This is a genomic window from Pseudomonas sp. B21-031, from assembly GCF_024748985.1.
Lineage (GTDB): Bacteria > Pseudomonadota > Gammaproteobacteria > Pseudomonadales > Pseudomonadaceae > Aquipseudomonas > Aquipseudomonas kermanshahensis.
Genome location: NZ_CP087181.1, coordinates 3147846 through 3171680, shown reverse-complemented (window position 1 = coordinate 3171680; position 23835 = coordinate 3147846). Strand labels below are relative to the sequence as shown.

Here is a 23835-nt window from a genome sequence, read left to right as displayed (position 1 = left end):
TCGCAGCACAAGGCTGCTCCTACCTGTCAGCGTGATGCGACCTTCTTATTCCACTTTAGCCTTCTGCACGTCTTGTGAGGCCGACCAGACGCGATAGCGTACCTCGACGTCCTTGGGCACATACACCACCACTGGCAACTTGCTGTTGTAGCGCAACATGAAGCCTTCGCCGACCACCGGGACGAACGCATCGGTCTTCTTGCCATCTGGGCAGGCCATCAGGGTGCTGGCAGGGCCGCCGACCTTGTCTAGGCGGTAGTAGCTGTAGCCCCAGCCTTCGAGCGTGCGTTCTTCGAGGCTGCCCGCCAGGCGTTGGCGGTTGCAGTCGACCTTGAGCGTCTTGCCCGCGAGAATTTCCAGTTTATAGGCCGACTCGTCAGCCTGGGCCGGCAGGTGGATGACTTGCCGGGTGAAGCCTTTTTCCGCCTCGGGATAGGGCGCCACATCCTTCAAGCTGGCAGCCATCGCCGGGGCGGCGGCAGCCAGGGTCAAGGTCAGGATCGCGGACAGTGGGAGTGGGCGCATGTAGGCCTCCTTGCAGTTGAAAAGGGTGCAAGACCATTGCCAGGTCGTGGCCGGCCCTCACTGGGCCAGCCAGCCACCGTCGACATTCCAGGCGGCACCACGGACCTGGCTTGCGGCCTCGCTGCACAGAAATAGTACCAGCTCGCCCAGGTGCTCGGGGGTGACGAAGGCCAACGAAGGCTGCTTCTCGGCCAACAGGTCGTGTTGTGCCTGCTGCGGGTCTACACCCTTGGCGGCGCGGTCGTCGATCTGCTTTTGCACCAGCGGGGTCAGCACCCAGCCCGGGCAGATGGCATTGCAAGTGACATTGCTGGCGGCCGTTTCCAGGCCCACGACCTTGGTCAGGCCCACCACGCCATGCTTGGCCGCCACGTAGGCGGCCTTGCCGGTCGAACCGACCAGCCCGTGCACCGATGCGATGTTGATGATCCGCCCCCAGTTGCGTGCGCGCATGCCGGGCAGGGCCAGGCGGCTGCCATGGAACACCGCCGATAGGTTGAGGGCGATGATCTTGTCCCAGCTCTCCACGGGAAATTGCTCGACCGGCGCCACGTGCTGGATACCGGCGTTGTTGACCAGAATGTCGACGCCGCCGAATTCATGCTCGGCCATGGCGAACAGGGCCTCTATCTGGGCTACATCCGATAGGTCGGCAGGGTGGTGGACGGCCTTCACGCCATGGCTGGTAATGCTGGCGATGGCCGGCGCCGGGTCGCCAAAACCGTTGAGCAGGATGTTGGCCCCAGCACGGGCCAGCACCTGGGCGATGCCAAGGCCGATGCCGCTGGTGGAACCGGTGACGAGTGCAGTCTTGCCTTTGAGGGTCATGCGAATGCTCCCAGTGCAGGTTGTGGGTCTTTTTGTAGGAGCAGCCTTGTGCTGCGAAGAGGCCGGTGAAGCAGCTAAGATTTACAGGGTTTTCACTGGCCTCTTCGCAGCGCAAGGCTGCTCCTACAGGGGTAGTGCATTAACCACGTGGATCGAACGCTTCGCGCAGCGCATCGCCGATGAATACCAGCAGCGACAAAATCACCGCTAACGCGAAAAACGCAGTAAAGCCAAGCCAGGGCGCCTCCAGGTGCTGCTTGCCCTGGGTCACCAGCTCGCCCAGCGAGGCGCTGCCAGCCGGCATGCCGAAGCCCAGGAAGTCCAGCGCAGTCAGTGTGGTAATGGCTCCGGTCAACATGAACGGCACATAGGTCAGCGTGGCATTCATGGCGTTGGGCAGAATGTGCCGCAACATCACCTGGCTGTCTGGCAGGCCCAGCGCCCGGGCGGCTTTGACGTATTCCAGGTTGCGCCCGCGCAAGAACTCGGCGCGTACCACATCGACCAGGGCCAGCCACGAAAACAGCGCCATGATCCCCAGCAGCCACCAGAAATCAGGCTCGACGAAGCCGCTGAGGATGATCAACAGGTACAGCACCGGCAACCCCGACCAGACCTCCAGCAGGCGCTGCCCCAGCAGGTCGACCCAGCCGCCGTGGTAGCCTTGCAAAGCCCCGGCCGTCACGCCGATCAGCACGCTGACCAGGGTCAAGGCAAAGGCGAACAGCAGCGACACCCGTGTGCCGTACAGCACCCGGGCCAGCACATCGCGCCCCTGGTCGTCGGTGCCCAGCCAATTGCTGGTACTGGGTGGGCTGGGGGTGGGCACTTGCAGGTCGTAGTTAGGGGTGTCGGCACTGAAGGGGATGGGGGCGAACAGCATCCAGCCGCCCTGGGCCTCGACCAACTGGCGCACGTAGGCACTGCGGTAATCTGGCTGGAACGGCAATTGGCCGCCGAATTGCTGTTCGGTGTAACGCTTGAGCGCCGGGGTGTACAGCTCGCCCTTGTAACCCAGCAGCAAGGGCTTGTCGTTGGCCACCAGCTCTGCGCCCAGGCTCAGCAGCAACAGTGCGGCGAACAACCACAGCGATACCCAGCCGAGGCGGTTGCGGCGAAAGCGTTGCAGGCGGCGGCGCGACACGGGCGAGAGCATCAGTTTGCCCTCGTGTCGAAGTCGATGCGCGGGTCGAGCAGGGTGTAGCACACATCGCCGATCAGACGGATCAACAAGCCCGCCAGGGTAAAGATGAACAGCGTGCCGAAGACCACCGGGTAGTCACGCGACACGGCGGCTTCGTAACTCATCCGCCCAAGGCCATCGAGGGAGAAAATCACTTCGATGAGCAGCGAACCGGCAAAAAACACTGTGATCAGTGCCTGGGGCAGCCCTGCCACCACCAGCAGCATGGCATTGCGCAACACGTGGCCGTACAACACGCGGCGTTCTCTCAGCCCCTTGGCCCGGGCGGTGACCACGTACTGGCGGGAGATCTCGTCGAGGAATGCATTTTTGGTCAGTAGCGTCAGGGTGGCGAAACCGCCAATCACCAGTGCGCCGACCGGCAGCACCAGGTGCCAGAAATAGTCGGCGACCTTGCCCAGCAGGCTGAGCTGGTCGAAGTTTTCCGACACCAGGCCGCGCACCGGGAACCAGTTCAGCGACGTGCCGCCGGCGAACAGCACGATCAGCAACAGGGCGAACAGGAACGAGGGCAGCGCGTAGCCGATCACGATCAGTGCGCTGCTCCAGGCATCGAAGCGGCTGCCATGGCGCACCGCTTTGCGAATGCCCAAGGGGATCGAAACCAGATAGGTAATGAGCGTGGCCCAGAAGCCGAGCGACAAGGTGACCGGCAGCTTGTCGAGGATCAGGTCGGTGACCTTGGCCCCACGAAAGAAGCTTTGGCCGAAGTCGAGGCGGGCGTACTGGCTCAGCATCAGCCAGAGGCGCTCGGGGGCTGATTTATCGAAACCGTACTGGTGTTTGATCGCCTCGATCAGCTTGGGGTCCAGGCCGCGGGTGGCCCGTGACTCGCCATGCGCCACCTCGGCACGCGCACCTGGTGCGCCGCCGCCGATACCCTGCAGGCGCGCCACTGCGTGCTCCACCGGGCCACCTGGCGCGGCCTGGACGATGGCGAAATTGACCAGCAGGATCGCCAGCAGCGTCGGGATGATCAGCAACAGGCGCCGCAGAATATAGGCCGTCATGGTGAGGCCTTCAGGCGTTCGGCCATCTGCGCGTTGGTCAGCGGGGTAGGGCTGACCTCCCACCAGGTGTCGAGGCCTTCGTCATAGGTGGCCTGAACCTTGGGCAAGCCAAAGCGGTTCCACCAGGCCGTGGAGCTGCCGGGCGGGTAGTAGTTGGGGATCCAGTAGTAGTTCCACTGCAGCACGCGGTCCAGGGCATGGGCATGGCGCAGCATGTCGGCTTGCGTGCTGGCGCGTACCAGGCCGTCGATCAGGCTGTCCACTGCAGGGTCCTGGAGCACCATCAGGTTGTTCGAGCCGGGGTCGTGGGCCGCTGCCGAGCCAAAGTAGTTGTACAGCTCCGCCCCTGGCGACAGCGTGACCGGGTAGCCGGTCACGATCATGTCGTAGTCACGCGCCATCAGGCGGTTGACGTATTGGGCCGAGTCGACATTGCGGATGTTCAGGGTGACGCCGATCTGCGCCAGGTTGCGCTTCCATGGCAGCAGCAGGCGTTCCAGGCCGGCCTGGCCGTTGAGGAAGGTGAATTCCAGTGGCTCGCCTTGGGCGTTCACCAGGCGGTCGCCCTCGGGGTGCCAGCCGGCTTGCTGCAACAAGGCCAACGCTTGCAGCTGTTGCGCGCGGATGAGGCCCGTGCCATCGGTGACCGGGGCCGTGAACACGCGGTCGAAGACCTCATCCGGCACCTTGCCGCGCAACGGCTGCAGCAGTTCGAGTTCGCTGGCGTCCGGCAATGCGCGGGCGGCCAGTGGGGTGTTGGAAAACACGCTCTGCTGGCGGATGTAGAGGTTGCGCATCATCTGCCGGTTGCTCCACTCGTAGTCCCAGAGCATGCCCAGCGCCTGGCGCACGCGGCGGTCGCGAAACGGCGGCTTGTCCAGGTTGAACACATAACCTTGGGCAACCTGCGGTTTGGCCGGGCCCAAGTGAGCACGCTGCAGGCGGCCGTCGTCCAGCTGCGCGCCGTTGTAGCCGAGGGTGTAGGCCGTGGCAGAAAACTCGCGGTTGTAATCGTAGCCGCCCCCTTTCAGCACCTGCCGCGCCACTTCGGTGTCGCCGAAGTATTCGATGCGCAGCGTGTCGAAATTGTAGCGGCCACGGCTGACGGGGAGGTCTTTGGCCCACCAGGTTGGGTCACGTTCAAAGCTGATGCTGCGGCCATTGTCGATCTGGCCGATGCGGTACGGGCCGCTGCCGACCGGTTTTTCGAAGCCGGCGCCGTTGGCGAAATCGCGTTGTTGCCAGTCATGCTCGGGCAGCACCGGCAGGCTGGCCAAATCCAAGGGCAGGGTGCGGCCATGGGGTTGCTTGAAGTCGAAGCGCACGCGATGCGGGCCCTCGACGGTTACCCCAGCGACCTCGGCGAACTGGGTGCGGTACTTGAGGCTGCCTTTGCTCATCAGCAGCTCGAAGGTAAAGCGCACGTCTTCGGCGCGCACCGGCTTGCCGTCGGCGAAGGTGGCGCGGGGGTCGATCTCGAAGCGCAGCCAGGCATCGTCCGGGCCACGTTCCATGCGCCGGGCAATCAGGCCGTAGACGGTGTAGGGTTCATCGAATGAGCGCACGGCCAATGGCGCGTACAGCCAACCATCGACTTCGTTGACGCCGATGCCTTTGTCGATGTACGGCAGGATATGGTCGAACTGGCCAATCTCCATGGCCGAGCGGCGCAATATGCCGCCCTTGGGGGCATTGGGGTTGGTGTAGTCGAAATGGTGGAAGCTTTGGTTGTAGCGGGGGGCTTCGCCGTAGACAGTCAACGCATGGGTGGGTGCAGCGTGGGTGTTGGCGCAAAAGCACAGAAACAAAACCAGCCAGCCCAGGCGAAACAAGCCCTTGTAGGAGCAGCCTTGTGCTGCGAAGGCGTCAGCACGGTCAACGAAATTGCCCGGCCGGGCCACTTCACAGCGCAAGGCTGTTCCTACAGAGGCTGAGTCGTTCCTGAGGAACAACCTGGTATCAGTCCTGACGGCTGGTCACTTCCAGCAGGTGATAACCGAACTGGGTTTTCACTGGGCCCTGGACAACGTTCAGCGGCGCGCTGAAGACCACGGTATCGAACTCACGCACCATCTGGCCCGGGCCGAACGAGCCCAGGTCACCGCCTTGGCGGCTGGATGGGCAGGTGGAGTTGGCCTTGGCGACTTCGGCGAAATCGGCACCAGCTTCGATCTGGGCTTTCAGTTCGTTGCATTTGTCTTCGCTGCTGACCAGGATGTGGCGGGCGGTGGCACGTGCCATGGGTACTGCTCCTTAGGGTAAAAACGCAAGCCTAGCGCACTTGTTCGGGAAATGTCTCGCAAGGCTTGCTAGCGGCTTCCTACAGTTTTTGTGCTGCCTCGCGCAACAGGGTTTCAGTCGACGCCCAACCCAGGCAGCCATCGGTGATCGACACGCCGTACTTCAGTGCGCCTTTGCCCAAGGCCTGGCAGCCATCGAACAGGTGCCCTTCGATCATTACGCCAACAATCGAGCGGTCACCGGCCACGCGCTGTGCCAGCACGTCCTCGAATACCGCGGGCTGCTGCGCTGGGTCCTTGCCGCTGTTGGCATGGCTGCAATCGACCATGATCCGCGCCTGCAACCCCACCTTGGCCAACCCCTGGCGGGCCTGGGCGATGCTCGTGGCATCGTAGTTCGGGCCTTTATGGCCGCCGCGCAACACCAGGTGGGTGTCGGGGTTGCCCAGGGTCTCGATAATGGCCGGGTAGCCCTGTGCATCCATGCCGAAATGGCGGTGCGGGTGCGCAGCGCTGCGCATGGCGTCGCAGGCGATGCCAATACCGCCGTCGGTGCCATTCTTGAAGCCCACAGGCAATTCCAGGCCGCTGACCATTTCACGGTGCACTTGCGACTCGGTGGTGCGTGCGCCGATGGCGGCCCAGCCCAGCAGGTCGTCGAAGTAGCCCGCGGCCATCGGCTGCAGCAGCTCGGTGGCAATGGGCAGGCCACGCTCGATCATGTTCAGCATCAGGCCGCGCGACAGGGCGATACCGGCGTGCATGTCATCGCTGCCATCGAGGTGCGGGTCGTAGGCCAGGCCCTTCCAGCCCACCGTGGTGCGGGGTTTTTCGACGTAGGCGCGCATCACCAGCAGCAGCTTGTCATCCACTTCGCGGCTCAGCGCGGCCAGGCGGTCGGCGTATTCCAGGGCCGAGCGAGGGTCGTGAATCGAGCAGGGGCCTACCACTACCAACAGGCGTTCGTCGCGGCCTTCGAGAATGGCGCGGATGGCCTGGCGGTGGGCATGGACTTGCTGGGTGAGCTCAGCGGACAGCGGCATTTGCTGCTTGAGCAGGTGGGGGCTGGGCAGGCGCTGGCTGACGGTAGTATTGGCAGCTTGCGGTTGGTTCAGGGGCAGGGCGAGGTTCGAGGCTTGCATGGCGTTTTTCCCTGGGCGGACGGCGGGTTCTGGCCCGCGTCGTCGGCCCTATCGAGGTGTTCGACAGATCGTTGTAGGTGTGTTGGCTGCAGCGTTGCCACCCTTGAAGGACCGATCGGAGGCGGCAGGCTGGCCCGAACGGGATTGGCTAAATCGCCAGGCATAGGTGTTTGCGCAGTAATAAGTGGCGTAGTTCATGAATCTGTCCTCAAGGTAAATCGGTAATGTTCAAAGGCCTGAAAAGCAAAACCCCCGGTCGGGGAGCCGACCGGGGGTTTGAGTATTCTCATGTTCGGCGGCCCCTCGAAAGTGGGCGCCGTGTGGGTATCAGCGGCGCCTAGTGGCTAAACCAATACCCAAAATAAAAGCTGGCAGGGGCCTTGCAACCGGCAACGGCCAGCACAGGGCGCAGGGTGCGACCGGTGTGATTGGCGTGATTGCAGGTGTGTTTCGGCATGTTGCTCTCCAGTGAATGAGCCCGAGCTTACTTCAGATCAGGCGCGGCGTTCAATGGGTAAATGCGATGACGGTGATCATTGCCGGTAATGGGGGCCATGGCCTGTTCAGTGGCCGTAACGCCCCACCAGGGTTTGCGCGCCCAAGGCATGGTCTTGCAGCAGCTGCAGCAGCCCGTTGCGGTCCAGGTCTGCTGGCAGGATGCCGGGTTCAAGGTCGGTTGCAATCAACGTCAGCGCGTAGTGGTGCGGGTTGTCCCCGGCGGGCGGGCATGGGCCACGGTAGCTGGCGGTGCCGCGAGAGTTGCGTCCCACCGTCACGGCAGGGCTGGTCAGCCCGGCCACGCCTTCTTTCAAGCCATCCAGGCCCGGGTCGATGTTGTAGGCGACCCAGTGCACCACCCCCAGGCCTTTGCCGCCATCGGGGTCGAACATCACCAGCGCCAGCGAGCGCGTCCCGGCGGGCAGGTTGTCCCAGCTCAGTTGCGGGGTGCGTTCTTCACCTGCGCCGCAGGCCGGGTCTGGCCCGACCTGTTGCAGGGCGATCACGCCACCGTCGGTGAATGAGGAAGAACTGATTGACAATGCGCCAGAGCCCGGCCCGGCGGCCAGTACGCTGAAAGGCATCAGGGCAGCGAGCAGCCAGGGTTTGGCGTTCATGACAACTCCTTGGCAGGGCGATGGAGCGCAGTGTAGTCCAGCCAAGCCTCAACGGCTGTCTTGGTCCTCAGCGGTACCGCCATCGTAGCCGGCACCGGAACCTGTGGCTTCGCCGGTGCTGTTGGAGCCGCCACTGGCGCCGTCTGCGGCATCGGTGCCGGTGTTGCTGCTGTCGTTGTCCTGGCCGCTGCCGGGGCTGTTGACGCTGCTTCCGTCACCTGCGGTCTTGCCGCCGGACTGGTCGGTTTGTGGGCGGGTGTCGGTATTGGTGGGTTCGGTTGCAGCGAAGCTGGTGCCGGTGATGGCGCCCAGGGCCAAGGCCAGGCACAGCGAAAGGGGGCGAATGCGGATCATGATGAATCTCCAGTACGGATGATCTGTCATTCGTTTGGCTGGAGCAGGACGGCGCGGTGCCCTCTGGGCGACGGGTGGTCACTCAGAGACGCGTTTTCTGTGTAGGAGCAGCCTTGTGCTGCGAAGAGGCCGGTGACCACACAACAGATCTTCGCTGCTATCACTGGCCTCTTCGCAGCACAAGGCTGCTCCTACCGAGGTAGGGTTATCGAGTTTCGGCTTGCGCTGCCCCTGTGCCTTGCACCGGCTCCAGCGGCGGATGCTCTTGTGCGGCATGCATCAGGTCTTCAGTCACCCGCAACTCGGCGCCGGTGGGCGAGAAGGTGGTGGACGCCGCGAACGGCGCCGGATGTTCGGCCGCCGGGCGCTTGCCTCGGCGCCACAGGAAGAAGCTGACCATGGCCAGGTTGACCACTGCAAAGGCCCAGAACAGCCCGGCCTCGCCAAACGACGTCATCATCGGCGAAATCGCCAATGGGGCCAGCGCCGAGCCCAGCGAGTTGATCAGCAGCAAGCCCTGGATCATCGGCACCAGCGCGTCGGACGGCGCGCGGTCGGCAGCGTGGCTGACTGCTACTGGGTACAGGGCGAACACGCCGCCACCCAGCAGGAACAGCATCGCGGGCAGCAATGACGACTCAGAGGGCAAGAACACCGTGACCAACGACAGCACCACGCACAAGCCGGCCAGGGCAATCAGCACATCCTGGCGGTCTTTGCGGTCGGACCAGCGGCCAACTGGGTATTGCAGCAGCATGGCACCCAAGATCACCCAGGCCATCATGCTGCCGACTTCGCCCACGTCCAGGCCGATGCGCTGCAGGTACAGCGGCAGCAGCGCATAAATGCCGGCAATGGCCACCCCCGAACCAAAGCAGCCAACCAGGCCCGACGGCGCGACCCCCAGCAGTTGGCGGGGCTTCAGCGGTTCGACCTGGTCCAGCAGCGGCGACACCCGCGGCAGGATCACGATCGGCAGCACCGACAGCGCCGCCAGCATGCCCGCGAGCATGAACGGCGCGGTGTCGCCCAGGCGGGTGATTTCGCCAAGGCCTGCCTGGGCAATAACGCCGGCGCCATAGAAGGCAATCATGTACAGCGCGAGCAGGCGGCCACGGATTTTCGCGTCGCCGGCCAGCAGCAACCAGCTCTCGATCACCAGGAACACGCCCACCGCAGCCCAGCCGTTGATCAGGCGCAGGATCGACCACCACGTAGTGTCGTAAAACAGCCCTTGCAAGAGGATGGTCGCGGCGATCAGCGAGGCGAAGCTGGTGTAGGCGCGGATATGGCCGATGCGCAGGATCAGCCGGTCATTGAAGATCGCGCCAAGGGTCAAGCCAATGAAGTAACTGGACGACACGATACCGATGGTGGTGGCTGATTCACCGGCCGCGCCCAGGCGCAGGGTGGTCAGGGAAGACATGAAACCGTTGCCCAGGGCAATGATGAAAAGCCCGAGCAGGGGCGCCAGCGCCATGGCCAGCAAACGCGGAGACATACGTACCTCAAGTTGGATGAGCGGAATGAGCGCCTCTTCGGACGCGCACGCCGGCTGGGCCCGAAAGGGGCCAAGAGGCTGCACGGATGTGCCTGGGCTGGATGCGACCTGGGCAAGACTCAACCGCTGGGCCGTAAGGGAGCTGGGCCGGGCGGGGTCGGTTGAGCCTATTTCACATGGGCGGTCATGTGTTCAGGCGCGGACTCTGTCATTGCTGCCGGTTGCCACCGTTCAAGGCGACGGGCGAAAAGGAACCGCGATTCTACGTGCTTGCAACCATTTGCCCAAGGGGCATTGGCCTGCGACGAGACGCCGCAGGGCGTCGCGAGGTACAGGCTCGTTCGCCGGCTTAATAATAAGTTGAATGGAAAACTAACTTTAGTCGTATGGATTAATTGTTTTAACGGCTGGCGGTGAGTGTTTATTGATCTGGATCAATACAGGTATGTAATTAATTACCGTATCAGCCTGTTGATCGACAAAGCTTATCAAGCGATCAAGCCGCTCAATTGGTCCCTGCGGCATCCTGCCACTACAATGGCGGGCGCGGCCCGCAAGGGGCGCCTCGATAAACGTGTGATGCCGCGGTCCATTTAGTAGTTGCAAAAGAAGTTGCGTTTTAATAACGCGCTGTAGATTTCTATTGCCCCTGACGTGTGCCCGTCACCGAATTAGAACGACCAGTCGATAACACCCGTTGATAAGTAACGCCTGTGTGCCCGGTATTTAACCGGGCCGAGATGAGGAGATCCCATGGCACTTGGCAGACGACAATTTTTCAAACTGTGCACGGCCGGTGCGGCGGCAGCGACCACCGTGTCGCTGGGCTTTGCTCCGGCAGTGGCCAATGCCAGCCAGTCACGCCAATACAAGCTGTTGCGCGCCAAAGAGACCCGCAACAACTGCACCTACTGCTCGGTAGGCTGCGGCATCCTCATGTACAGCCTGGGCGACGGCGCGAAAAACGCCAAGGCACGCATCTTCCATATCGAGGGCGACCCGGACCACCCGGTCAGCCGAGGTTCGCTGTGCCCGAAAGGGGCAGGGCTGGTGGACTACATCCACAGCGAACAGCGCCTGCTGTACCCGGAGTACCGCGCGCCAGGCTCGGACACGTGGCAGCGGATCACCTGGGACCATGCCATCGAGCGCATCGCCCGGCTGATGAAGGCTGACCGCGACGCCAACTTCATCGAGAAAAACGCCCAGGGCGTTACCGTCAACCGTTGGCTGTCCACCGGCATGCTGTGTTCTTCAGCGGCCAGCAGCGAAACCGGCTCGCTCGACCAGCGCTTCACCCGTGCCCTGGGTATCCTCGGTACCGACAGCCAGGCGCGGGTTTGCCACGCCCCGACGGTGTCGGCGCTGGCACCCACCTTTGGCCGTGGCGCCATGACTAACAACTGGGTAGACATCAAGAACGCCAACGTCGTGCTGATCATGGGCGGCAACCCCGCCGAAGCGCACCCGGTGGGCTTCAAATGGGTGATCGAGGCGAAGATCCGCAACGGTGCCAAGGTGATCGTCGTTGACCCGCGCTTCAACCGCAGCGCTGCAGTGGCCGACCTGTATTCGCCCATTCGCGCAGGCTCTGACATCACCTTCCTGATGGGGGTGGTCAACTACCTGATCAGCCATGACCGTATCCAGCACGAGTACGTGCGCGCCTACACCAATGCCAGCCTGATCGTGCGCAGCGACTACCGTTTCGACGACGGCCTGTTCAGCGGCTACGACGCCAGCACCCGGCGCTATGACCGCAGCTCCTGGGCCTATGAGCTCGACGAGCAGGGCTTTGCCAAGCGTGACGTGACGCTCAGCCACCCGCGCTGCGTGTACAACCTGCTCAAGCAGCATGTCAGCCGCTACACGCCGGAGCGGGTCAGCGAGCTGTGCGGTACGCCAAAGGACGACTTCCTGCAGATTTGCGAAATCCTTGCCAGCACCAGCGCACCGGACAAGACCGCCACCTTCCTGTATGCCCTGGGCTGGACCCACCACACCACGGGCGCCCAGATGATCCGTGGCTCGGGCATGATCCAGCTGCTGCTGGGCAATATCGGCATGGCTGGTGGCGGCGTCAACGCCCTGCGCGGGCACTCCAACATCCAGGGCTACACCGACCTAGGGCTGCTGTCGCAACGCCTGCCGGGTTACATGAACCTGCCGTCCGACAACCAGGCCACGGTCGAGACCTACCTGAAAGAAACCACGCCCAGCGCCCAACTGCCCGGTCAGGTCAACTACTACCAGCACACGCCCAAATTCTTCATCAGCCTGATGAAGAGCCTGTGGGGCGACAAGGCCACCCCTGAGAACAACTGGGGTTTCGACTGGTTGCCCAAGTGGGACGACAGCTACGACGTACTCAACTATTCCAACCGCATGTATGAAGGCAAGGTCAACGGCTACATTGCCCAGGGCTTCAACCCGATCGCGGCCTTCCCGGACAAGAACAAGGCTGCCGAGGCCTTGGCCAAGCTCAAGTTCCTGGTGATCATCGACCCGCTGGCGACCGAGACGTCGAGCTTCTGGCAGAACCACGGAGAGTCCAATGACGTCGACCCCGCGACGATCCAGACCGAGGTCTTCCGCCTGCCTTCCAGCTGCTTTGCCGAGGAGAACGGCTCGATCGTCAACTCCAGCCGCTGGCTGCAATGGCACTGGGCCGGGGCGGCCCCGCCCGGTGAGGCCTGGCACGATGGCAAGATCCTCGGCCACCTGTTCATGAAGCTGCGCGAGCTGTACCGCGACGAGGGCGGCGTATGCCCCGAGCCTGTGTTGAACATGGCCTGGGACTACAAGAACCCCTACGATCCAGAGCCAGAAGAAGTCGCCAAAGAGTCCAACGGCTACGCCCTGGCGGACCTGCATGACGACAAGGGCAACCTGGTGCTGCGCAAAGGCCAGTTGCTGGACAACTTCGCCCAATTGCGCGATGACGGCAGCACCGCCTGCTTCAACTGGGTGTTTGCCGGCTCCTGGACCGAGGCCGGCAACCAGATGGCCCGCCGCGACAACGCTGACAGCGGCCTGGGCTGCACTCCAGGTTGGGCGTGGGCCTGGCCGCAGAATCGGCGCATCCTTTACAACCGTGCCTCGGCCGACCCGCAGGGCAACGCCTGGGACCCCAAGCGCCAGATCATTGCCTGGGATGGCAGCCGCTGGAGCGGCAGCGATGTCCCCGACTATCCGGTAACCGCCGCGCCAGGCAGCAACGTCAACCCGTTCATCATGCTGCCCGAAGGGGTAGGCCGGTTGTTCTCGGTTGGCGCCATGAACGATGGGCCGTTCCCTGAGCATTACGAACCGATCGAAAGCCCACTGGCGTCCAACCCGCTGCACCCCAATGTCAGCAAGAGCCCGACCGCACGCCTGTATGAAAGCGACCGTGCGCGGATGGGCAGCCGTGAGGAGTTCCCTTACGTAGCCACCACCTACTCGATCACCGAGTTGTTCCGCCACTGGACCAAGCATTCGCGGCTCAACGCGATCATCCAGCCCGAGCAGTTCATCGAGATCGGCGAAGTGCTGGCCAAGGAAAAAGGCATCGTCCAGGGCGACCTGGTGCGGGTCAGCACCAAGCGCGGCTACATCAAGGCCAAGGCGGTGGTGACCAAGCGGGTCCAGCGCCTGGAGGTCGCTGGCCAGATGGTCGACACCATCGGTATCCCGTGCCACTGGGGCTTCGAGGGTGCCACCCGCAAAGGCTTCCTGGCCAACACGCTGACTCCGGGGGTGGGTGACTCCAACACCAACACCCCGGAATACAAGGCGTTCCTGGTGAACGTGGAAAAGGCCTGACGGAGCGACGCACATGTCCCTGCAATCCCAAGACATCATTCGCCGTTCGGCGACCAACGCCTTCACCCCCGCGCCGCGTGCCCGCGACCACCAGGCCGAGGTGGCCAAGCTGATCGACGTCAGCATCTGCATCGGCTGCAAGGCCTGCCAAGTGGCCTGCAACGAATGGAACGACCTGCGTGACGAGGTGGGCCACAACGTCGGCGTGTACGACAACCCGGCCGACCTCACGCCAGACACCTGGACGCTGATGCGGTTTGACGAGCACCAGGACGAAAGCGGCAAGCTGGAATGGCTGATCCGCAAGGATGGCTGCATGCATTGCGCCGACCCGGGCTGCCTCAAGGCGTGCCCGCAACCGGGTGCGATCATCCAGTACGCCAACGGTATCGTCGATTTCCAGTCCGAGCATTGCATCGGTTGCGGCTACTGCGTGGCCGGTTGCCCGTTCGATGTGCCGCGCATCAGCAAAAAGGACAACAAGGCTTACAAGTGCACGCTGTGCGTTGATCGGGTCAGCGTCGGCCAGGAACCGGCCTGCGTGAAAACCTGCCCGACCGGCGCGATCAACTTCGGCAGCAAGGCCGATATGCTGGTGCAGGCCGAGGAACGCGTGAGCGAACTGCAAGACCGCGGCTTTGCCGGTGCCGGCATCTACGACCCGCAGGCGGTCGGTGGCACCCATGTGTTCTACGTGCTGCAACACGCTGACAAGCCGCAGCTGTACCACAAGCTCAACCCGGACCCACGCATCAGCAGCGCGATCGAGGGCTGGAAAGGCTGGCTCAAACCGGTGGCCGCGGCTGCGTTCTTCGCCACCCTGGCGGGCACGGTGTTCCACTACATCGGCGTTGGCCCCAACGACGTCGAGGAAGACGACAAGGAGACCCTGGTATGAACAAGGACCGACTGATTCTGCGCACGCGCTTCATCGACCGGGCCAGCCACTGGTTCATGGTGATCTGCTTCTTCCTGGTGGCGATGTCGGGGCTGTCGTGGTTTTTCCCGTCGTTGAACTGGCTGAATGGCGTGTTCGGCACACCGCAGCTGGCGCGCATCCTTCACCCGTTTTTCGGGGTGGTGGTGTTCGTGGTGCTGATGTTCCTGTTCGTGCGCTTCGTCAAGTACAACTTGCCCGAGCGTGAAGACGGCATCTGGTTTCGCAACGTCAAGCGCGTATTGGCAGGCGACCACAGCCAGCCGCTGCGCATCGGCAAATACAACGCCGGCCAGAAGGTCCTGTTCTGGGGGATCATGGGCCTGATCACCTTGCTGATGCTCAGTGGCGTGATCATCTGGCGGCCGTGGTTTGCCGACTACTTCAGCATCCCGCTGATTCGGATTGCCTTGTTTACTCACGCACTGGCAGGCATCTCGCTGATCCTGCTGATCATTGGCCATGCGTACCTGGCGTTCTGGGTGAAAGGTTCGATTCGCGGCATGATCACCGGCTATGTCTCACGCAGTTGGGCCAAGTCGCACCACGATCGCTGGTATCAGCAGATCAACAGCAAGAGCGAGAAGAAATGAGCAGCATCAAACTGACGGCGGTCGAGCAGCCCACCGGGGGCGTGGGCGCCATCAGCGCCTTGTTGCTGCCGCAACTGGATCAACACTTCGCCAAGCGCGCGGCGCGTTTGCGTCATTTGGCACAAGGGCATGAGCAAGCCGACTACCTGGAATTCGCCGCCACCATCGCGCAGGCCCAGCAGCGTTTGCTCGATCATTTTCCCGTGCCGGCAAACGCGCTTGGGGCACTGGCTGAGCGGCTGGGCGCGGATGCGCCATTATCGACGCAGTTGCACTCAGGTTACTGGCAGCAGGCGCTCGAGCATTTGCTCGAGGACCTGCGCACTGACGCCAGCGACCCGGTATGCGCGGCCCTGGACAGGCTCGCCGCGCTGAGCGCCGACCAGCGCGAAGCCTGCGCCCAAGACTTGCTGCAAGGCCAATATGGCAATGTGAACAGTGGCGAGGCGGTGTTTTTGTGGGCCGCCCTGGGGCTGTACTTCGTGCAACTGGCTGCGGCTTTGCCGGCTCATGCGCATGCGGCGGTGGGCGAGCATCGCCAGTTTTGCCCAGTGTGCGCCAGCGCGCCGGTGGCCAGCGTCATCCTCACTGGCAAGCGTGCCGGGCTGCGGTACCTGCATTGTGGGCTGTGCGAGAGTCGCTGGCACATGGTGCGGGTCAAGTGCAGCAACTGCGAGCACACCGGTAAGCTGGACTATTGGTCCCTGGAGCGTCAGGACAGTGCGGTCAAGGCGGAAAGCTGCGGTGACTGCGAAAGCTACCTGAAGGCGTTCTATTACGAGCACGACCCGGCACTGGAGCCTATCGCTGATGACCTGGCCTCCTTGCAGCTGGATGCCGAGCTTGAAGGGCAAGGCTTTGCCCGTAGCAGCATCAACCCATTTCTGTTTCCGGGTTGAAGCGGGCTAGGACTGCGGCATACTGACGCCTTTCGCACACCAGGAAGGTAAGGCTCATGCTGGCATCGTTGTTCGCCGTTCTGGCACCTGTGTTCATCGTTGCCGGCATTGGTTTTGCCTGGGCCCGCAAAGGCTTGGACTACCCCACTGAGTTCATCGCCAGGCTGGTGATGACGGTCGGCACGCCCTCGCTGGTGCTGTCGACCTTGAGCCGCACGGAACTGGACCCGACGGCATTCACCAGCATGGCGCTGGCCTGCCTGTTGTGCACGTTGGGCATGGCCTTGGCAGGCCTTTTGGTCAGCCGTGCCTCGGGGCAACACTGGCGTGTGCTACTGCCGGCGTTCATGTTCCCCAACACCGGCAACATGGGCCTGCCGATCAGCCTGTATGCCTTCGGCGAGCACGGCCTGGCCCTGGCGGTGGCGTTTTTCCTGACCCTGTCGATCGTGCAGTTCACGGTCGGCATGGCCATCTCTGGCACAGCAGCTTCGCTCAAGGCGTTGGTACGCAACCCCATCGTGATCAGCCTGGCGGGCGCGATGCCGATCATCTTTTTGGATTTCGAATTGCCGCGTTGGTTGGCCAACACGGTGAACCTGCTCGGTGGCATGACCATCCCGCTGATGCTACTGACCCTGGGCGTTTCGCTGGCCAGCATTCGCCTGCGCCATGTGGGCAGCGGCATGCTGCTGGGTGGTTTGCGCATCGGCCTGGGCGCGGCGGTGGGGTGGGCGGTTGGCGTGGCCCTGGGCATGGATACCCTGGAGCGTGCGGTACTGATGGTGCAATCGGCGATGCCGGTGGCGGTGTTCAATTACCTCATGGCCGTGCGCGCCAACCGCTCACCGGAGCAGGTGGCGAACCTGGTGATGTGTTCAACGGTGCTGTCATTCGCCTGGCTGCCGATTGTGCTGGCGGGGTGGATGTAGCGCGCTGCCTTGTCATACGCGCTTTGTTTAGGAGCAGCCTTGCGCTGCGAAGAGGCCGGTAAAAGCAGCAAAGATCTACGGTGTTTTCACTGGCCTCTTCGCAGCACAAGGCTGCTCCTACACTGGAATCTACTGTGCATCCCGGGTGTCGATACTGACCACCACCGACATCCCTGGCCGCAACCGCTTCGCCTCTGGCTGGTCGGCATCCACGGTAATGCGCACCGGGATCCGCTGGGCAATCTTGACGAAGTTGCCGGTGGCGTTGTCGGCCTGCAGCAGGGCGAATTCGGAGCCGGTGGCCGGCGAAATCTGCTGCACATGGCCGTACAGCTTCTGGTGGTTCAGCGCATCCACGGTGAAACTCACCGGCTGGCCGATGCGCACCGCGGCCATCTGGGTTTCCTTCATGTTGGCGATCACCCACAGGGTATCAGGCACCAGCGCCATCAGTTGCGCTCCGGAATTCACGTAGGCCCCCAGGCGCGTGCCGATCTGCCCCAGCTGGCCATCGCGTGGGGCGGTCACGCGAGTATTGTCGAGGTCGATACGGGCGAGCTCGACGGCGGCCTTGGCATTTTCCACCGAGGCCTGCAACGCGGCCCGGTTGACCACCACGGTTTCTCGGTCCTGCCGGGCGATTTCCAGGGCAGCCTTGGCCTGGGCCAGGCTGGCGACAGCAGCCGCCTGGCTGGCACGGGCCAGGTCCAGCTCGCGGCGCGACACCGAACCGTCGCTGACCAGCGCCTGGTTACGGCTGAGGTCGGCCTTGGCCTTGGCCGCCTGGGCCGTTGCATCGCCGATGGCCGCCTGGCGCTGGGCAATGGTGGCCTCGGCGCTGTTGCGTTGCTGCAGGTTATTGGCCAGTGCCGCCTGCTGTTGTTGCAACTGCGCGATGGCCTGGGCCAGCCGTTGCTTATAGATGCGGTCGTCCAGTTGCACCAGCAGGTCGCCTGCCTTGACGAACTGGAAGTCATGCACCGGCACATCGACTATATAGCCACTCAGTTGCGGGCCGATGATCGTCACCTGGCCGCGCACCAGTGCGTTTTCGGTGCTCTCGATGGCGCTGCCGAACGGCGGCAGGCGCCAGGCGTAGAGCACCAGCAGGATGCCGGCCAGGGCCACACAGGCAAAACTGATCGACGACAGGATGCGCATCCGGCGCGAGCGTACCGGGCTGGTCGGTTCACTGGGCGGCGGCGTGCCCTCTGGGGTTTCAGCAAGGGCAGTGGTGGTGGTCGTGCGGGTTTCGTCGGTCATCAGGTAGGCGCGCCGCGGCTAGAGTCAGGGGAGGTGGCCTTGCGGGCCGTGTACCAGAGCCAGGTGCTGCGGATGCAGATCCAGATCATGGTCAGGATAGCGATGCTGCCGATCAGCATGAACACATCGTTGTAGGCCATCACGTTGGCCTCGCGGGTGGCCGCACTGGCCAGCACGCGCATGCCGGCCTCGCTGCGCAGCGCGGGGTCGGCAAGCAGGCCGGCATACCCGCCACCGCCGCTTTGCACCCGGGCGTTGACCAGGGGTTCGAGGTAGCTGAGGCGGTCCATCAGGTGGCTGGAGTGGAATTTCTCGCGCCAGGTCTGGAAGGTGCCGAGCAGCGCCGCGCCAATCAGGCCGCCGAGGTTGTTGCAGATGCCGAACAGCACCGAAAAGCTCACCAGGTTGCGCGGGTTGGCGCGCACATGGCTAATGCCCAAGGCCATCGACGGGCCCAGGAAGAACGTGCTGCCGAAGGCCAGCAGGAACTGGCTCAGGTACATCTGCGCCGGGCGCGTGAGGTTGCTTGAGCTGCTGTCCATGAACGCCCCGGTGGCCATCGCCAGCAGCGACACCAGCAACGGGATCACCAGGTGCTTGGGGTCGATGGTCAGAGCGCTGGTCGCCAGGCCCGCCACCGCACCCAACAACATGATCGCGTACAGCGTGCGCATCTGCTCGCTGCCCATGTTCAACACTTGCAGAAAACCGACTGCGCCGGTGGACTGCTCCGAGGTGACCATGCGGATCAGAATCACGCACAGGGCCAGGCGGATGATCGTGCCGCTGCCCAGCCAGCGGGTCATCAGCAGCGGGTTCTGGCGATTGTGCTCGATGGCCAGCCCACTGAATATCAGGCCAATCGACGCGGCCAGTGCCACACCGATCCAGGGCGTGTCCAGCCACCAGTCAATGCGCCCCAGCGACAGCGCGGCGCAGAGCAGGGCTGTGCCGCTGGCCATTAGGGTGAAGGTCAAAAAATCCAGCGGCTCGAAGGTCTTGAAGCGGTCGCCCGGTGGCAACTTGAGCATCAGCACGCAGCCCAGTGCGGCCAACGCCAAGCCGAGCTCGAACAGGTATAGACCGCGCCATTCGGCAATCTGCAGCAAGTCTTCAGAGAACAGCCGCGCCAGCGGCAAGGCCAATTGCGAGGCGCCCAGGCCCAGCACCATGGCCTTGAGCCGCCACTGCGCGGGGAACGCCTGGATCATGTAGTACAGGCCCAGCGAACTCAACGCGGCGCCAACCATGCCATGGGCGGCGCGCACGGCAATTGCCGAGTTGAGGTCATTGACGAACAGGTGGCCAAAGGTGACCAGCGCATAAAGCACCAGGAACACTTCGGTGAAGGCACGCAGGCCGAACTGCTGGCGAAACTTGACCAGCAGCAGGTTGATGGACACGTTGGTCATCACATAGGCGGCCGGCAGCCAGGCCATTTCGGCGGTGGTCGCCCCCAGCGCACCCTGCAGGAACACCAGGTTGGCTGTTACCAGCGCGTTGCCCAACCCACCGGTGATCGCCACCAACAGGCCCACCAGGCCAAAGGCCAGGCGTTTGGCGGGCGAGTGCAAAGGCGTGGACGGCGATCCGGGCAGGCTGGGTTTTTCGTGGGGGAGCCACTGGCGGGGGGCGTATTTGTCCATGGGCAGACTTTACGTGAGGGGCTGGGGCATTAACACCGTCTGGGCTCAAGTTTGCCGCGCGGCGTGCGTCAGTTTTGCAGTGTTTCCGGGCTATTGAAGTTGCTCAAACGGGGATCATCCTCGGCACACACCAGCGCGTGCAAAGCCCCTTTCAGCAGGGCCTTCTGCAAGCTTCGCTCATTGGCCGCCCACGCCTGCTCCAGCACCGGCAACACCTTGCGCGGCAGCACACTGAACATCGGCTGCCAAAAGCCTGCCTGGCGCACCATCGCCGCACTGTCGCCGGCCACCGCCAGCCGTAGCAGGTCTTCGATCAACGGCTGGTCGATCAGCGGTGCATCGCAGGCCAGTACCACCACCCATTCGTGGCGCGCCGCCGCCAGGCCTGCAATCACCCCGGCCAACGGACCAGGGAAATCGGGGGCTGCATCGCCCACCAACTGGTCAGCATAGGCTCGATAGGCGTCCTGGTTACGGTTGCAGGAAATGATCAGGTCATCGCTCAGCGGGCGTACCACACGTTGCACATGCGCCACCAATGGCTCGCCTTGCCAGGCCAGTAACCCCTTGTCGCGGCCGCCCATGCGCTGGCCGCGGCCACCGGCGAGGATGAGAATGGAGCAAGGGGGCAGGGCATCAGGCATGAAAAAGGGTTCCGGGCAGTTAATGCCAGGAACCCTCCCATGTCATGCGGTGCTTGTCCAGTCAGCGTGCGTCAAGCGCTGGGGTCGCCTCGGCTTTAGCGCCGCGACCGCGCCCGGCCAGGCGCATCACCACGACGAAGAACACCGGCACGAACACCACCGCCAGGGTGGCGCTGAGCATGCCGCCGATCACACCCGTGCCAATCGCCTGCTGGCTGGCCGAGCTGGCGCCGGTGGCGATGGCCAGGGGCACCACGCCGAGGATAAACGCCAGCGAGGTCATCACAATCGGCCGCAGACGCAGACGGGCGGCCTGTACCGCGGCATCGACGGCATCGACACCCTGGTCCACCAAACTCTTGGCGAACTCGATGATGAGGATCGCGTTCTTGGCCGACAGGCCGATCAGGGTGATCAGGCCGACCTTGAAGAACACGTCATTGGGCATGCCCCGCAGGGTGACTGCCAGCACCGCACCGAGTACCCCAAGCGGCACCACCAGCAGCACGGCGGTGGGGATCGACCAGCTCTCGTACAGCGCAGCCAGGCACAGGAACACCACCAGCAGCGACAGCGCCATCAGGATCGGCGCCTGGCTGCCGGACAGCCGCTCCTGCAGCGACAGGCCGGTCCATTCCAGGCCTGCGCCGGCCGGCAGCTGCGCGACCAGGCGCTCGACTTCGGCCATGGCTTCACCCGAGCTGTAGCCCGCCGCCGGTTCACCGGAGATCGACACCGCCGGGTAACCGTTGTAGCGGGTCAGCTGCACCGGGCCGCTGACCCACTTCGCCTGGACGAAGGCTGCCAGCGGCACCATCTTGCCACTGCTGTTGCGCACATGGATTTTCAGCAAGTCTTCGACCTGGCTACGCTGGTCGCCTTCGGCCTGCACCACCACCCGTTGCATACGGCCCTGGTTGGGGAAGTCGTTGACGTAACTGGAGCCGACGGCGGTATCCAGCACCGCGCCGATGTCGGCGAACGACACCCCCAGGGCATTGGCCTGGCGACGGTCGATTTCCAGTTGCACCTGCGGGCTTTCGGCCAGCGACGCTTCGCGCACGTTGGTCAGCACTTTGCTCTTGCCAGCACCTGCCAGCAGCGCATCGCGGGCGGCCATCAGCGCGGTGTGGCCCATGCCGCCACGGTCCTGCAGACGGAACTCAAAACCGGTCGACTCGCCCAGGCCATCGATGGGCGGTGGCAGCACGGCGTAGGCCACGGCATCCTTGAGCTGAGTGAAGGCCATAGTGGCGCGGTCGGCGATCGATTGGGCGCTGTCATCGGCACCGCGCTGGGACCAGTCCTTGAGCGTGGTGAACGCCAGTGCCGCGTTCTGCCCGCTGCCAGAGAAGCTGAAGCCGAGGATCAGCGTGGTGTTGCCGACACCGGGTTCTTCCGCGTTGTGCGCTTCGATCTGCGCCGCCACCTGTTCGGTACGCATGCGGCTGGCGCCTGGCGGCAGTTGGATGTCGGTGATGGTGTAGCCCTGGTCTTCGGTGGGCAAGAACGCCGTGGGCAATTGGCTGAAGCCATAGCCCAGCACAGCCAGCAACACGCCGTACACCAGCAAGTAACGACCGCTGCGCTTGAGCGCTTGCACCACCCAATGCTGATAGCCGTTGCTCATGCGTTCGAAGCCTCGGTTGAACCAGCCGAAGAAGCCCTTGCGCTCGTGGTGCTCGCCTTTACCCAACGGTTTGAGCAACGTCGCGCACAGCGCTGGGGTCAGGCTGAGAGCGAGAAACGCCGAGAACAGGATCGACACCGCCATCGACACCGAGAACTGCTGGTAGATCACGCCCACCGAGCCTTTCATGAAGGCCATCGGCAGGAACACGGCCACCAGCACCAGGGTAATGCCGACAATCGCCCCGCTGATCTGGCCCATGGCCTTGCGCGTGGCTTCCTTGGGCGGCAGGCCTTCTTCGGCCATGATCCGCTCGACGTTTTCCACCACCACGATGGCGTCGTCGACCAGAATGCCGATGGCCAGGACCATACCGAACAGGGTCAGTACGTTGACCGAGAAGCCCATGGCCAGCATCACGGCGAAGGTGCCCATCAGCGCCACCGGCACTACCAAGGTCGGGATCAGCGTGTAGCGCAGGTTCTGCAGGAACAGGAACATCACCGCGAACACCAGCAGCATGGCTTCGAACAGCGTGTTGATCACCTGCTGGATCGACACCTTGACGAAGGGCGAGGTGTCATACGGGATGTCGTATTTGACGCCTTCCGGGAAGTAGCGCGACAACTCCTGCATCTTGGCCCGCACCAGGTCGGCGGTTTCCATGGCGTTGGCGCCGGGGGCCAGCTGTACGCTGAACGCGGTCGCGGGCTTGCCGTTAAGGCGCGTGCCGTACTGGTACTCCTGGGCACCGATCTCAACCCGGGCGACATCGCCGACGGTCACTGTAGACCCGTCCGCGTTGGCGCGCAGGACAATGGCCGCGAACTCCTCTGGCGTACTCAGCTGGCCCTTGACCAGCACGTTGGCGGTGATTTCCTGGGTGCCGCGGGCGGGCAGGTCACCAATACTGCCAGGGGCGACCTGGGCGTTTTGCGCGGCAATGGCATCAGCCACATCGTTAGGCGTGAGGTTGAAACCGATCAGCTTGCTCGGGTCGATCCAGATCCGCATGGCACGCTCAGAACCATACAGCTGGGCCTTGCCGACGCCCTTCAGGCGGCGGATCTCGTTCATCACGTTGCGCGCGAGAATATCCGACAGGGCGGTTTCGTCGAGCTTGCCGTCCTCCGAAGTCAGGGTGGCCAGCAGCAGGAAGCCGGTGGACACCTTCTCCACCTGCAGGCCTTGCTGGGTCACGGGGCGAGGCAGGCGCGACTCGACCACCTTGAGGCGGTTCTGCACATCGACCTGAGCCAGGTCCGGGTGCGTGCCAGGTTCGAAGGTGGCGGTGATGGTGGCGCTGCCCAGGCTGCTTTGCGACTCGAAATACAGCAGATTGTCGGCGCCGTTGAGTTCCTGCTCGATCAGGCTGACCACGCTCTCGTCCATGGTCGCCGCTGAGGCGCCTGGGTACACGGCGTAGATTTCCACTTGCGGCGGGGCCACGTTGGGGTACTGGGCCACCGGCAATTGCGGAATGGCCAAGGCGCCAGCGAGCAGGATGAACAGCGCGACCACCCAGGCGAACACGGGGCGGTCAATGAAAAAGTGCGGCATCAATCAGC

Annotated in this window: 19 protein-coding genes; 5 read left to right on the top strand and 14 right to left on the bottom strand. The window is 63.5% G+C overall.

The window, feature by feature from the left end; all coding sequences use genetic code 11:
* Positions 1–45: 45 nt before the first annotated feature.
* From eco to LOY53_RS13780, 10 genes are all read right to left on the bottom strand, one after another.
* Entirely contained in the window at positions 46–525 is a 480-nt protein-coding gene (gene eco / locus LOY53_RS13825; RefSeq protein WP_027594862.1) for a serine protease inhibitor ecotin, read from the bottom strand.
* Between the two features lie 57 nt (positions 526–582).
* Complete coding sequence (hbdH, locus tag LOY53_RS13820) at positions 583–1353, bottom strand: 3-hydroxybutyrate dehydrogenase (RefSeq protein ID WP_186702608.1); 771 nt, start codon at positions 1351–1353, stop codon at positions 583–585.
* Between the two features lie 139 nt (positions 1354–1492).
* Positions 1493–2509, bottom strand: a complete 1017-nt coding sequence (locus LOY53_RS13815; protein ID WP_252824307.1) for an ABC transporter permease — start codon at positions 2507–2509, stop codon at positions 1493–1495.
* Positions 2509–3567, bottom strand: coding sequence for a microcin C ABC transporter permease YejB (locus LOY53_RS13810; protein WP_258702797.1), 1059 nt, complete (start codon positions 3565–3567; stop codon positions 2509–2511). The genes LOY53_RS13815 and LOY53_RS13810 overlap by 1 nt, the downstream gene beginning before the upstream one ends.
* A complete protein-coding gene (locus LOY53_RS13805) occupies positions 3564–5399 on the bottom strand; it encodes an extracellular solute-binding protein (protein WP_258704171.1) in 1836 nt (611 codons plus the stop codon). Before LOY53_RS13805 ends, LOY53_RS13810 begins: the two co-directional genes overlap by 4 nt.
* A 127-nt stretch (positions 5400–5526) precedes the next feature.
* Positions 5527–5808, bottom strand: coding sequence for a peptidylprolyl isomerase (locus LOY53_RS13800; RefSeq protein WP_027594867.1), 282 nt, complete (start codon positions 5806–5808; stop codon positions 5527–5529).
* Positions 5809–5887: 79 nt separating this feature from the next.
* Positions 5888–6949 carry a 3-deoxy-7-phosphoheptulonate synthase gene (locus LOY53_RS13795; RefSeq protein ID WP_252824305.1) on the bottom strand — a complete coding sequence of 354 codons (1062 nt, stop codon included), beginning with the start codon at positions 6947–6949 and terminating at the stop codon, positions 5888–5890.
* A gap of 563 nt (positions 6950–7512) precedes the next feature.
* On the bottom strand, positions 7513–8064 hold the full coding sequence (locus LOY53_RS13790) for a YbhB/YbcL family Raf kinase inhibitor-like protein (protein ID WP_252824303.1): 552 nt from the start codon (positions 8062–8064) through the stop codon (positions 7513–7515).
* A gap of 48 nt (positions 8065–8112) precedes the next feature.
* Complete coding sequence (locus LOY53_RS13785; RefSeq protein ID WP_099453998.1) at positions 8113–8418, bottom strand: hypothetical protein; 306 nt, start codon at positions 8416–8418, stop codon at positions 8113–8115.
* A gap of 205 nt (positions 8419–8623) precedes the next feature.
* Entirely contained in the window at positions 8624–9919 is a 1296-nt protein-coding gene (locus LOY53_RS13780) for an MFS transporter (RefSeq protein WP_252824301.1), read from the bottom strand.
* 753 nt (positions 9920–10672) lie between these two features.
* Between LOY53_RS13780 and fdnG the strand changes: the two genes are divergently transcribed.
* From fdnG to LOY53_RS13755, 5 genes are read left to right on the top strand one after another with little or no spacing between them, the layout of a single operon-like run.
* Positions 10673–13723, top strand: a complete 3051-nt coding sequence (gene fdnG / locus LOY53_RS13775; RefSeq protein ID WP_258702796.1) for a formate dehydrogenase-N subunit alpha — start codon at positions 10673–10675, stop codon at positions 13721–13723.
* Positions 13724–13736: 13 nt separating this feature from the next.
* Entirely contained in the window at positions 13737–14621 is an 885-nt protein-coding gene (gene fdxH, locus LOY53_RS13770) for a formate dehydrogenase subunit beta (protein ID WP_258702795.1), read from the top strand.
* Positions 14618–15253, top strand: coding sequence for a formate dehydrogenase subunit gamma (locus LOY53_RS13765; protein ID WP_252824297.1), 636 nt, complete (start codon positions 14618–14620; stop codon positions 15251–15253). The genes fdxH and LOY53_RS13765 overlap by 4 nt, the downstream gene beginning before the upstream one ends.
* Positions 15250–16152, top strand: coding sequence for a formate dehydrogenase accessory protein FdhE (fdhE, locus tag LOY53_RS13760; protein ID WP_252824296.1), 903 nt, complete (start codon positions 15250–15252; stop codon positions 16150–16152). Before LOY53_RS13765 ends, fdhE begins: the two co-directional genes overlap by 4 nt.
* Before the next feature lie 56 nt (positions 16153–16208).
* Entirely contained in the window at positions 16209–17084 is an 876-nt protein-coding gene (locus LOY53_RS13755) for an AEC family transporter (protein WP_252824295.1), read from the top strand.
* Positions 17085–17213: 129 nt separating this feature from the next.
* Here LOY53_RS13755 and LOY53_RS13750 read toward each other — a convergent pair whose 3' ends face one another.
* The 4 genes from LOY53_RS13750 to LOY53_RS13735 form a co-directional block, all read right to left on the bottom strand.
* Positions 17214–18347 (bottom strand): HlyD family secretion protein, encoded by a 1134-nt coding sequence (locus tag LOY53_RS13750; protein ID WP_186676797.1) that lies wholly within the window; start codon positions 18345–18347, stop codon positions 17214–17216.
* Positions 18347–19993 carry an MFS transporter gene (locus LOY53_RS13745; RefSeq protein ID WP_099429464.1) on the bottom strand — a complete coding sequence of 549 codons (1647 nt, stop codon included), beginning with the start codon at positions 19991–19993 and terminating at the stop codon, positions 18347–18349. Before LOY53_RS13745 ends, LOY53_RS13750 begins: the two co-directional genes overlap by 1 nt.
* A 68-nt stretch (positions 19994–20061) precedes the next feature.
* On the bottom strand, positions 20062–20637 hold the full coding sequence (gene mobA / locus LOY53_RS13740) for a molybdenum cofactor guanylyltransferase MobA (RefSeq protein ID WP_258702794.1): 576 nt from the start codon (positions 20635–20637) through the stop codon (positions 20062–20064).
* 61 nt (positions 20638–20698) lie between these two features.
* Positions 20699–23827 (bottom strand): efflux RND transporter permease subunit, encoded by a 3129-nt coding sequence (locus LOY53_RS13735; protein WP_258702793.1) that lies wholly within the window; start codon positions 23825–23827, stop codon positions 20699–20701.
* Positions 23828–23835: the final 8 nt, after the last annotated feature.

Excerpts from the sequence above, each read along its gene's own strand:
- eco (WP_027594862.1), bottom strand. The coding sequence starts at position 525 with ATGCGCCCACTCCCACTGTCCGCGATCCTGACCTTGACCCTGGCTGCC.
- hbdH (WP_186702608.1), bottom strand. The coding sequence starts at position 1,353 with ATGACCCTCAAAGGCAAGACTGCACTCGTCACCGGTTCCACCAGCGGC.
- LOY53_RS13815 (WP_252824307.1), bottom strand. The coding sequence starts at position 2,509 with ATGCTCTCGCCCGTGTCGCGCCGCCGCCTGCAACGCTTTCGCCGCAAC.
- LOY53_RS13810 (WP_258702797.1), bottom strand. The coding sequence starts at position 3,567 with ATGACGGCCTATATTCTGCGGCGCCTGTTGCTGATCATCCCGACGCTG.
- LOY53_RS13800 (WP_027594867.1), bottom strand. The coding sequence starts at position 5,808 with ATGGCACGTGCCACCGCCCGCCACATCCTGGTCAGCAGCGAAGACAAA.
- LOY53_RS13795 (WP_252824305.1), bottom strand. The coding sequence starts at position 6,949 with ATGCAAGCCTCGAACCTCGCCCTGCCCCTGAACCAACCGCAAGCTGCC.
- LOY53_RS13790 (WP_252824303.1), bottom strand. The coding sequence starts at position 8,064 with ATGAACGCCAAACCCTGGCTGCTCGCTGCCCTGATGCCTTTCAGCGTA.
- LOY53_RS13785 (WP_099453998.1), bottom strand. The coding sequence starts at position 8,418 with ATGATCCGCATTCGCCCCCTTTCGCTGTGCCTGGCCTTGGCCCTGGGC.
- LOY53_RS13780 (WP_252824301.1), bottom strand. The coding sequence starts at position 9,919 with ATGTCTCCGCGTTTGCTGGCCATGGCGCTGGCGCCCCTGCTCGGGCTT.
- fdnG (WP_258702796.1), top strand. The coding sequence starts at position 10,673 with ATGGCACTTGGCAGACGACAATTTTTCAAACTGTGCACGGCCGGTGCG.
- fdxH (WP_258702795.1), top strand. The coding sequence starts at position 13,737 with ATGTCCCTGCAATCCCAAGACATCATTCGCCGTTCGGCGACCAACGCC.
- LOY53_RS13765 (WP_252824297.1), top strand. The coding sequence starts at position 14,618 with ATGAACAAGGACCGACTGATTCTGCGCACGCGCTTCATCGACCGGGCC.
- fdhE (WP_252824296.1), top strand. The coding sequence starts at position 15,250 with ATGAGCAGCATCAAACTGACGGCGGTCGAGCAGCCCACCGGGGGCGTG.
- LOY53_RS13755 (WP_252824295.1), top strand. The coding sequence starts at position 16,209 with ATGCTGGCATCGTTGTTCGCCGTTCTGGCACCTGTGTTCATCGTTGCC.
- LOY53_RS13750 (WP_186676797.1), bottom strand. The coding sequence starts at position 18,347 with ATGACCGACGAAACCCGCACGACCACCACCACTGCCCTTGCTGAAACC.
- LOY53_RS13745 (WP_099429464.1), bottom strand. The coding sequence starts at position 19,993 with ATGGACAAATACGCCCCCCGCCAGTGGCTCCCCCACGAAAAACCCAGC.
- mobA (WP_258702794.1), bottom strand. The coding sequence starts at position 20,637 with ATGCCTGATGCCCTGCCCCCTTGCTCCATTCTCATCCTCGCCGGTGGC.
- LOY53_RS13735 (WP_258702793.1), bottom strand. The coding sequence starts at position 23,827 with ATGCCGCACTTTTTCATTGACCGCCCCGTGTTCGCCTGGGTGGTCGCG.